Origin of the sequence: uncultured Aquimarina sp. (assembly GCF_947496855.1) — a bacterium.
Taxonomy (GTDB): Bacteria; Bacteroidota; Bacteroidia; order Flavobacteriales; family Flavobacteriaceae; genus Aquimarina.
This window is the reverse complement of sequence record NZ_CANMED010000004.1, coordinates 581,868-593,783: the sequence shown is the minus strand read 5'-3', so window position 1 is coordinate 593,783 and position 11,916 is coordinate 581,868. Positions and strand designations below refer to the sequence as shown.

Genomic DNA, 11,916 nt, shown 5'->3' with positions numbered 1-11,916 from the left:
CATGAGTCATAAAAAACTAGGGATTATATCCGGTATGGGTACGAAAGCAGGATTGCTTTTTATTAATAAGCTTATCCAAAATATACAAGCGATAAAAGATCAAGATTTTCCAGAATTTATAGTTCATAACAATAGCCAAGTACCGGATAGAACCTTAGCAATTGTTTATGGTGAAGAGTCACCTAATAGTCAACTTTTAAGGTCTTTAGATATAATGAGAAAGTGTAATGTTGATTATATCGTCTCAACCTGTATCACTTCATATTTTTTTTTAAATCAATTAGAAAATGGATTGAAGCAGAATATTTTAAATCCAATTGATTTGGTAGCCGAAACTATAATGAATGATTACATAGGTGTTCAACGAGTTGGTTTATTAGCAACTACGGGAACTATAAGATCAAAACTATTTCATAATAAGTTTAAGAATTTGCCTTTTGAGCTGATCACTTTGGACGATATTGATCAGGAAGAAAAATTTATGAAATCAGTTTATATGCAAGGAGGATTGAAATCTGCACAAATATCTCAAGAAGCATATGCTCTTTTTCAAGAAGCTGTTAATAGGTTAAAAAATAAAAATATCGATTTAATAATAGGTGGTTGTACAGAGGTTCAGATTGGTTACAGTAAAACTGAGGAAACGATTCCTTACTTGGATGCAGTAGATGTTTTAGTGGATACGGTAATAAATAAATTGAATTTAAAAAGTAGAGTACTAAGTAAAAAAATGGTTTACCATGGATAAAAAAGTAATACATAGTGTTTTTGAGAAAATTGTTTCAGAAAAAGGTAATGCTACTGCAATAGAGTACGATAATAAAACAATTAGTTACGACAGCTTAAATTCCTATGCAAATAGGGTTGCAAATCTATTGAATTTACGTTTGGTTCAAAAAGAGGATGTCGTAGCAACTCTTTTTAATAATGATCTTATACAAATTTTTTCCTTGTTGGGTATTTTTAAATCTGGAGGTATTTATATTCCATTAGATAAAAATTACAAAATAAACCATTGGTCAGTATTATATAATAAAATTAAACCCAAAACAGCAATAGTTTCTCCTTCAGAGTTATCTGTTATAGAGTACTATAATAAGTTATATGACTATACAATTCCAGAAGTTATAGTACTGGATATAGATTCTAATGGCGAATTGATTTATGTTATTTATCGATATTGTAATGATGCATATATAGAAGAATTTTTTGAAGCAGATCTTTTAGGAATGAATGTGAATGTAACCATATCAGGAGATGACTCAAGTTATATATATTTTACTTCAGGTTCAAGTGGGAAGCCTAAGGCTGTTTTGGGAAACCATAAAAGTTTAAGTCATTTTATTCATTGGGAATCTAAGGAGTTAGGTGTTACTGATAAAGAAAAAGTTAGTCAATTAATATCATTAGCTTTTGATGCCTCTTTAAGAGATATTTTTCTGCCATTAATAAATGGAGCTATACTTTGTTTAGTCCCTACAGATATAAAACAAGAACCCATAAAGTTATCCAATTGGATAAGATCACAAGGAATTACTTTACTGCATACGGTACCTACAATGTTTAGGTTATTGTCTTCGTCAGGTTATACAGAAGGAGGCTTAGGATATAATGAATACCCTAAACTTAGAAATTTATTATTAGCCGGGGAAAAGCTATATAATAGAGATATAATAAATTGGAGGGAAGTGTATGGAAACAATACAACGATTATTAACTTGTATGGGACTACAGAAGCAACATTGATTAAATCATTTTATAAAGTAGAGAAAGACCTTCAAGGTGCTCCTTCAGATGTAGTATGTGTAGGGAAACCAATATCAAATACTGTTTTACTGATTTTAAATTCTGATGAGGAGTTATGCCGAATTAATGAAGTTGGAGAAATTTATATAAAAACACCTTTTTTATCAAAAGGTTATTTAAGAGACAAAGAGCAAACAAAGGAAAAATTTATTCAAAATCCATTAAATAATGAAACAGACATTATTTATAAAACAGGTGATTATGGAAAATATGATTCAGATCGTAATATAATTGTACAAGGAAGAAAAGATGGTATTGTAAAACTAAATGGTGTGCGCAGTGATCTTAATTCGATAGAAAGTACGATTCTGAATTTGTCGCAAATTGATATGGTGAAATGCATGCTTGATAAAGAAACTGATTCTGATTCGCGTCTTGTTTGTTTTTATGTGGCTAAATCAGATATTGATTGCAAGGAAGAAATTAGGGCACATTGTTTAGAGTATTTATCTCATTACGAAGTGCCATCAATGTTTATTCGCTTACAATCTTTCCCTATTAATGCTAATGGGAAAATTGATTCAATAGCATTAAAAGAAAACTTAAAAAATATAACAATAAATGAAAATTATGAGAGCGCAACTAACGAAACAGAAAAAGAGCTAATTAAAATTTGGGAGGATGTTCTTGCTATAGAAAAGATTGGGAAGAATGATAATTTTTTGTTTTTAGGTGGGAATAGTATAAAATTAATCCGATTAAAATCAAGGGCTAATAAAGCTTTTGGTGTGTCCTTAAGTATGCAGGACCTCTTTACACATTGTGTGTTAGAATCTCAGGCAAAATTGATAACCTCATCAACTAAAGCTACATACAAAGAAATAAAAAAAGTAGCTGAATCAGAAAGTTACCCGATATCAGATTCTCAAAGGAGATTATGGATATTAAGCCAATTTGAAGATGCTTCTAAAGCTTATAACATGCCATATTCCTTACCCTTAAAAGGGAGTTATGACGTAGATGACTTTAAGAAAGCTATTAATGCTACTATAGAAAGGCATGAGATACTTAGAACAATATTTAAAGAAGATACTTCAGGAGAAGTAAAACAATGGGTATTAGATTCGAAAGAATTAGATTTTCAAATAGATTATAAAGATCTAAGGGAAGAAGAAGATACCTCTTTAGCTGCCAAAAAATATATTATTAAAGATTCTTATCGTGTATTTGATTTGTCTGAAGGGCCGTTACTAAGAGCAAGTTTACTTAGAGTTTCTAACGAGCGTTATATATTTTATTTTAATATGCATCATATCATCAGTGATGGTTGGTCTTTAGGACAATTGATTAAAGATGTAATGAATTATTATAACGCTTACAATAAAGACATTCAACCAAATCTAGATGAATTAAAAATTCAGTATAAAGATTACGCAAGTTGGCAACAATCACAATTAGAGGCAGATCAATTAAAAAAACACAAAGAATATTGGGTAAATAATTTATCAGGAGATTTACAGCCACTAAACTTGCCTGGACAAAAATTAAGACCTAAGATAAAAACACATAATGGTCGAAGATTATCAACTTTTTTATCTACTGATATTACCACTGAGTTAAAAGAATATTGTCGTCAGCAGGAAGGTAGCTTATTTATGGGGCTATTGGCTGTATGGAATGTACTCTGCTACAAGTATACTTCACAAAAAGAAACTCTAGTTGGCGTACCTATTGCAGGAAGAGATCATAAAGATTTAGAGAATCAGATAGGTTTCTATGTTAACTCCTTGGCGTTGCGTAATAAGATGGATGCTCAAGAAAGTTTTACTACATTTTTTAAAAAAGTAAAAGAAAATACACTCGCCGCATATGATCATCAACTATATCCTTTTGATAGACTTATTGAAGATCTGAATATAAAGAGGGATACCAGTCGTAGCCCAGTTTTTGATACCATGTTGGTATTACATAATGTAGAAGATAATTATGAAATATTCTTAGAGAAAGAAAACTCTAGTAATGATATCATTGATCAGGGAGCTGTAGCATCAAAATTGGACATTAATATTCATTTTCAAGAAATAGATGACGCTTTAAGCTTTACCGTAAATTATAATACTGATTTGTATGATAAGAAATCCATAGAAAATTTAATAAATCATTATAAAGAGTTGTTAAATAGTATTCTAAGTAATCCTACACTAAGAATAGAAGAATTAGGCTACCTTAAAAAAGAAGAGATTGGTAAAATTTTAAACGATTTTAATTCGACTAAAGTAGTATATCCAAATGAAAAGACTATTATAGATGTTTTTGAAGAACAGGTAAAAATAGCTCCGAATAAAACTGCTTGTGTTTATAGGCAAAAAAAACTTTCTTATAGAGAACTCAATGAGTTATCCAATAAAATTGCTTCTTATTTGTCTCATGAGAAAAAAATTGAGCCAGAAGATGTTGTTGCAATAGAATTGGATAGAGGAGATTTCACTTTGGCTACAATGTTAGGGGTGTTAAAATGCGGTGGAACTTATTTATTACTGGACCCTGAACTACCTCAGGATAGAATTCAATTTATTATTGAGGATAGTTCTTGTAAGATTTTCTTACAAGTGGATGACGTAATAAAATCAATTAATCAATCCAATGTATATAATCATAATGCTCCCCAAATAAATTCTTCATCGTCTAATTTGGCGTATTTGATTTATACCTCTGGCACTACAGGTAAGCCAAAAGGTGTTAAGATCCAACATAAGTCTATTGTTAATTATGTCAATTGGTTCAAGAATACTAATCAAATAACTTCTAACGATAGTAGTATTGTTACATCAAGTATGGCTTTTGATTTAATCTATACAAGTGTTTTTGGATGTATTTTAAATGGTGGTGCTATTCATTTTTTGGATAAATTAGTTATTAAAGATCCCGTTGAAGTTTCTAGATATATTGAAGAAAATAAGATTACATTCTTAAAAATCACACCTACTTATTTAAATGTTTTGTTAAATCAGGTTGATACTCCAAATCTTATTAATAGTAAAAATTTGAAGCTGATTTTGACAGGAGGAGAGAGTCAAAATCTAACCGATGTTCAAAAAATTATATCCCAGACTAATATAAAATTGATAAACCACTATGGGCCATCAGAAGGAACAATTGGCGTATGTACTTTTGAGATAACAAAAGATAATCTTCAGGGCTTTATGAAGAATCCGGTAATTGGGCGCCCTATTTTTAATAATAAAATATTCATATTAGGAAAGAATCTTCAATTACAACCTGTAGGAGTTATAGGAGAGATTTGTATTGGTGGTGAAGGGTTGGCTAAAGGATACTTGAATAGATCTGAGTTAACCAAAGAAAAGTTTGTTCAAAACCCGTTTCAGAAAGAAGAATACATATATAAAACAGGAGATTTAGGTCGGTGGTTACCTAACGGAACTATTGAGTTTTTAGGAAGAAAAGATGACCAAGTAAAGATTAGAGGATATAGAGTAGAACTTAATGAAATCGAATCTCAATTACAGTCTAAGGAAGATATAGTTGAGGCAGTTACTAAAATTACGACAGACGTATTCGGACAAAAGGAAATAACTGCATATGTGGTCTCACAAAAGAAACTAAACACTAAATATTTACGAAATTATCTGTTAGATAAACTACCAGAATATATGATGCCTGGTCATTTTGTACAAGTAGATAGTATACCTCAGACTAAAAATGGAAAAGTAGATAAAGAATCTTTGCCAGACCCTAAACATATAGAAATTTCACATCAAGAAGAATATATAAAACCAACCAATAAAATAGAAGAAAGAGTATATCTGTTTTGGAAAGAAGTATTAGCTAAGGAGAGAATAAGTATAAAAGACAACTTTTTTAACCTAGGGGGAAATAGCATTAAGGCCATTAAAATATTATATAAGGTTAATAAAGAGTTTGGCGTAAAAATAAACATCATTAGCTTATTCAATTACCCCACTATAGAATATTTAGCTTCTCAAATAAAAATCGCTAAAAAGCAAAAAAAAATTCAAAACACTAACAAGCAGTTAAAAGAGATAGAATTATGATCAAGTTTTTGGAAAAAATTTCGGAAGAAAATATTTTACTAGATATAGTTGATGGACGATTAAAACTCTTTTCAAATAATGAAGAAATAGACCAAAATCTGCTAGCTGAAATTAAAGAGAGAAAAGAAGAAATACTATCTTATTTACAAGATTTTGGTAGCTTTCAATCGCAAAATGTAAGTCATGAGAATATTCCTAAAATAGAACAATTCGATAATTATGAATTATCAGATGCTCAAAAAAGGCTATGGACTCTAAGTCAAATTAAAGATAGTTCCATAGCATATAATATGCCCTCGCATATAAAACTTGATAATAATTACGATATAGCGTATTTTAAAAAAGCCATTTATGCAGTTATAGAAAGACATGAAATTCTAAGAACAATTTTTAAAGAAAATGAAAAAGGAGAAATAAGACAATGGGTTTTGTCGCCAGAAAAGCTAAATTTTAAACTGGATTATCTTGATTACAGAAACGAATCAAATAAAGAAGATTTAGTTTGCAAGTATATTAATAATGATTCATACAAACCTTTTGACTTAGAAAAAGGGCCTCTTCTCAGGGCTTCTATTATGCAGGTTTCTGACAAGTCATATGTGTTTTATTATAATATGCATCATATTATAAGTGATGGTTGGTCTAGAGATATTTTGATTAAAGATGTAATGGAATATTATCAATCTCTTGTTAATGATGTAAAACCTGAGTTGGTAGAATTAAATATTCAGTATAAAGATTATGCAGCTTGGCAATTAACTTCATCTAATAATGAGAAATATTTAGAGAATGAATCATATTGGTTGAATAAATTATCAGGAGAGATGCCTGTATTAGATTTGCCAAGCCAGAAAATAAGAACCAAACGTAAAACATATAAAGGACATAGAATAGAAACCTTAATATCTTCTGAGTTAACAGGCTCTTTAAAAACTTTTTCTCAAGAAAATGGTGGTAGTTTATTCATAAGTTTACTTGCCACTTGGAATCTACTTTTATATAGATATACTTCTTTAAAAGATATTATAATAGGAACTCCGGTTGCAGGAAGAGAGCATGCGGATCTTGATAATCAAATAGGGTTTTATGTAAACACTTTAGCATTGAGAAACAATATTGATGCGAACGATAACTTTATAGAGTTCTATGAAAAAATAAAAGAATCTACCCTACAATCTTTTAGGCATCAGACGTATCCCTTTGACAAATTAGTTGATAAACTAGATCTCACTATTGATCCAAGCAGAAATCCCTTATTTGATGTGATGTTAATATTACAGAATACCGGTAAGGTAATGGATATAATTGATAATGAAAATCAGATTATAGATTCATATAAAGATCTTGGACCTGGAATATCAAAATTTGATATCGAGATTAACTTTAAGGAAGTTGGAGACTATCTGTTGTTTTATGTTAATTACAATACTGATATATATGAGTATTCAATGATAAAAAACTTAATACAACATTACAAAAATCTGATAGGTAGTATTTTAGAAGGTCCAGAACAGAAAATAGGTGATATTGATTACCTTTTAGAGCAAGACAGATATAAACTCTTAGACGAATTTAATGACACAAAAAAATCGTATCCGGACTATAGTACTATAATTGATTTATATAAAGTTGAAGTAGAAAAACAACCTAATAAAATTGCCCTCATTTTTGAAGAAAAAGAGTTCACATATAAACAATTAGATGAGTTATCGAATCAATTTGCAAATTATCTATTAAAAAATCATTCTATAGAAATTGAAGATTTAATAGGCGTTAAATTAGATCGAAGTGAGTGGTTGATAATTTCACTATTAGCAATTTTAAAGACAGGAGGAGCGTATGTTCCAATAGATCCAAAATATCCCCAACAAAGAATAGATCATATAGAAAAGGATAGCAACTGTAAGTTTACAATAGATGAAAATACAGTGAAATCCTTTAAGAAAGAAGCACGTTACTCTGATACAAGTTGCCCAAAAGTAAAAGTTACATCAAAAAATTTAGCGTATGTAATGTATACATCGGGATCAACAGGAAAACCAAAAGGAGTAATGATAGAACAAAAAAATGTAATTAGATTGGTGAAATCATCTAATTATTATCGTTTCTCTAGTAAAGATACATTGTTAGCAACAGGTTCATTTTCATTCGATGCTACTACTTTCGAATATTGGGGTACACTGTTAAATGGATCTCGATTAATATTATGTTCGAACGATACCCTACTAGATAATGAACTTTTGGCATATGAGATAGAGAAAAGAGATGTAAACGTAATGTGGTTCACAGCAGGTTGGTTAAATCAACTAGTAGAGTCTAACCTTGACATATTTAGAAATTTAAAAACTATAATATCTGGTGGTGATAAATTATCTTCTATACATATACATAAGTTACGAGAAACTTATAAAAATCTTGAAATAATCAATGGTTATGGTCCTACAGAAAATACAACTTTTTCTATAACATATAATATAGGGAAAGTGTCAGAAAATATTCCTATCGGACAACCAATTAGTAATAGTAAAGTTTATATACTGGATACTAATAATTCTTTAATTCCTGTTGGAGTTACAGGAGAGATTTGTTTAGGAGGTGATGGTTTGGCGAGAGGATACTTGAATTCACCACAATTAACAGAAGAAAAATTTATATCAAATCCATTTATTAAAGGAGATATAATATACAAAACAGGAGATCTAGGACGATGGTTACCTGATGGAACTGTAGAGTTTATTGGAAGAAAAGATGATCAGGTCAAGATTAGAGGTTATAGAATAGAAGTAGGAGAGATAGCATATCAATTATTAACCAAAGAAGATGTCAAAGAATCAATCGTTTTGGCAAAAGAAACAAATTCAGGAAGTAAAGAGTTGGTGGCTTATTTAGTTTCAGAAGAAGTATTAGATATTTCTAGCTTAAGGGAGTATTTGTCAAAAAGGCTTCCTATCTATATGATTCCTGCTCATTTTATTCAATTAGAAAAACTTCCGTTGACTACGAATGGTAAAGTAGCTAAAAAATTACTTCCCAGTCCAGATGAAGTAGAATTTTTAAGTGGAGTTGAATATGTACCTCCATCAAATGAAAGAGAAAAAGAGTTAATCAAGATATGGAAAGATGTATTGAATAATGAGAATATCGGAATGAATGATGACTTCTTTGAGTTAGGGGGACATAGTTTAAAGGCAACTAGATTAATTAATGAATATCATAAATCCTTTGGTATAAAACTCGGTTTAAAAGATTTGTATAATAGTTCTACAGTTCATTCTCATACTATATTATTAGAAACATCTAATGAGAATGATGGTTATAAAGAAATAAGAATAGCAGAAACTTTAAAATCCTACCCTTTATCTGATGCTCAAAAACGCTTATGGATATTAAGTCAATTTTCAGAAGGTTCATCAGCGTATAATATTTCTTTTCAAACAGAATTACAAGGGGATTACAATGTAGAAAGTTTAGAAAAGGCGTTAAATGATGCTATAGATAGACACGAAATATTGAGAACAATATTTCAAGAAGATGAATCTGGAGAAATAAGACAATGGATTTTAACAAAAGAAACACTTGATTTTAAAATTAAGTATATGGATGTTAGAAGTCGAGAAGATAAACAACAAAGTGTTGATAATTATATTTTAGAAGAATCTTACAGACCATATGATTTAGAAAAAGGACCTCTTTTAAGGGCTAGTTTAATTAGAATGGCTGATGAGAGTTTTATTTTTCATTTTAATATGCATCATATTATTAGTGATGGATGGTCGATGAATGTATTAGCTAATGATGTACTTAAATATTATGAAGCTAATGAAAATGGAGTTGAGGTGGATTTAGCAAAACTGAGAATCCAATATAAGGATTATGCTCTTTGGCAAATAGACCAAACGAATAATGAAAAATTTAAGAACGATAAAAATTATTGGTTAGAGATATTATCCGGTCAATTACCTATACTAGATTTACCAGGCCAAAACCCTCGTCCTAAATCCAAAAAATATCTTGGATATAAACTTGCAACTTATATTTCTTCAGAAAGCACCACACAGTTAAAAGACTTTTGTAATGAAAATTCTGGAAGTTTATTTATGGGGGTCCTAACAGTTTGGAATATTTTGTTTCATAAATACACACAAGGACAGGGTTTTATAATTGGAACACCTGTTGCAGGTAGAGATCATCTCGATTTAAAAAATCAAATTGGATGTTATATAAATACTTTAGTGGTAAGAAATCAAATAGATCCAAACGAAAGTTTTATAGATACTTTTAAGAGAGTCAAAAAGTTAATGCTCAAAAATTACGATCATCAATCATATCCTTTTGATAGATTAATAAATGACTTGAAATTGGTGAGAGATCCGCTTAGAAACCCATTATTTGATGTGATGTTATCTTTTCATAACATTATTGAAGACAACAAAGATGTAACAATAGAATACAACGAGGGTGAGATTATAGATCAAGGAGAAGCGAAATCAAAATTAGATATGATCATGAATTTTATGGAGAGAGGGGAGCATATTTACTTTAATATAAATTATGATAGTGATTTATATGAAAAACCATTAATTAAAAAAATCATGCGAGACTATAAAATTCTTCTAAAACAATTGATAAACAAGCCAAGTAAAAAAATTAAGGATATTGATTATCAAATGGAATCAATTCGAAATTCTAGGAAAAAAAATCTTCAAAAATTAAAGAGTTATTAAAATATCACTAAAACATCACTAAAATGAAAAACACATTAGAAAAATTCAGAAATATAAAAGTAAAGAAAATAAGCGATGGCGAAGAGGTTAGAAATTCATTTTTGAACAATATAGACCAATTTCCTCTTGTTGTAGAACCAGTTAATTCGGGTTTTAACTTAGAAAATTGGATAATTGACAATAAAAACTTATTTACTTCTAATTTAAAAAAATATGGAGCAATTTTATTAAGAGGGTTTAACGTTAATAGTGTAGAGAAATTTCAAAATTTGATGAGTAAATTTCCAAATGAACTTTTAGAATATAAAATGAGATCATCTCCTCGTTTTGAGATCGATAATAATGTTTATGTATCTACAACCTACCCAAATGATCAAATAATAAACATGCATAGTGAAAGCTCATACGCTCCTAATCACCCTAAAAGAATTGTGTTTTGTTGTGTGCAACCAGCGATAAAAAAAGGAGAAACACCAATAGCCGATAATAGAAAGATAGTAACTTTTCTAAGCGAGAGTTTAAAAAATAAATTTTTAGAAAAAGGAGTGCTTTATAGAAGAAATCTTAACGGATTATTGGGTTTATCTTGGCAAGAAGTTTTTCAAACTAAGGATAGAAAAGTAGTTGAGGACGAATGTAAGAAATCAGGAATGCTATTTGATTGGCAAGATGAGGACACGCTAATTCTTAAATGGACTAAAAAAGCAATATGGGAACACCCAGAAACAAAAGAAATGGTGTGGTTTAATCATAGTTTGTTTTTTAATAAACACATGCTGAACGATGATATCCTTAAATCTGTTGAATCTGATAATGATTTACCAAATAATACATTTTTCGGAGACGGTACTGAAATATCAAAAGAAGAAATTTCTGAAATAAAACATGCTTATGAAAAATCCACAATACAATTTCCTTGGCAGAAAGGAGATGTTTTATTTTTGGATAACATGCTCATGTCACACGGAAGAAACTCTTACGAAGGAGATCGAAAAATTATTGTATCAATATCATAAACAAGTCTTTATATTTTCTTTTTTAATAGTATTTTATACAGTTTTTGTAAAGAAATACAAATAAAACAGTTTGATCAAAGAAAATCGTTTCATAGCAAGTAACAGGATCAATTATTTTAATGATCAAGTATTACAGGTAAAACTCATTAGTTTGAAAATACAATTTGCTAGAGTTTCTTATGGTTCCAATTTCGGTAGCATTCCAAAAAAATAATTTGCATCACCAATTTCATAAACTTACTTAAAATATCTTCTGGTAAGTATTACGTCTATCGAAATTCTATAGTCAATTTATTGCTTTTTTTCAATATACATACAACTAACTGTATGTATGAATACTCACGCTTTAAATAATAA

The 11,916-nt window shown here is 29.6% G+C and carries 4 protein-coding genes; all 4 read left to right on the top strand.

Annotated features, from left to right (window positions below; all coding sequences use genetic code 11):
• Position 1: 1 nt before the first annotated feature.
• From Q0921_RS14945 to Q0921_RS14930, 4 genes are read left to right on the top strand one after another with little or no spacing between them, the layout of a single operon-like run.
• Positions 2-748, top strand: coding sequence for an amino acid racemase (locus Q0921_RS14945; RefSeq protein WP_299258188.1), 747 nt, complete (start codon positions 2-4; stop codon positions 746-748).
• The gene (locus Q0921_RS14940) at positions 741-5,819 is read left to right on the top strand and encodes a non-ribosomal peptide synthetase (protein WP_299258185.1); all 5,079 of its coding nucleotides are present in this window, start codon (positions 741-743) and stop codon (positions 5,817-5,819) included. Before Q0921_RS14945 ends, Q0921_RS14940 begins: the two co-directional genes overlap by 8 nt.
• Positions 5,816-10,543 carry a non-ribosomal peptide synthetase gene (locus Q0921_RS14935; protein WP_299258183.1) on the top strand — a complete coding sequence of 1,576 codons (4,728 nt, stop codon included), beginning with the start codon at positions 5,816-5,818 and terminating at the stop codon, positions 10,541-10,543. The genes Q0921_RS14940 and Q0921_RS14935 overlap by 4 nt, the downstream gene beginning before the upstream one ends.
• Positions 10,544-10,566: 23 nt before the next feature.
• Positions 10,567-11,559, top strand: coding sequence for a TauD/TfdA family dioxygenase (locus Q0921_RS14930; protein ID WP_027392678.1), 993 nt, complete (start codon positions 10,567-10,569; stop codon positions 11,557-11,559).
• Positions 11,560-11,916: the final 357 nt, after the last annotated feature.

Excerpts from the sequence above, each read along its gene's own strand:
- Q0921_RS14935 (WP_299258183.1), top strand. The coding sequence starts at position 5,816 with ATGATCAAGTTTTTGGAAAAAATTTCGGAAGAAAATATTTTACTAGAT.
- Q0921_RS14940 (WP_299258185.1), top strand. The coding sequence starts at position 741 with ATGGATAAAAAAGTAATACATAGTGTTTTTGAGAAAATTGTTTCAGAA.
- Q0921_RS14945 (WP_299258188.1), top strand. The coding sequence starts at position 2 with ATGAGTCATAAAAAACTAGGGATTATATCCGGTATGGGTACGAAAGCA.
- Q0921_RS14930 (WP_027392678.1), top strand. The coding sequence starts at position 10,567 with ATGAAAAACACATTAGAAAAATTCAGAAATATAAAAGTAAAGAAAATA.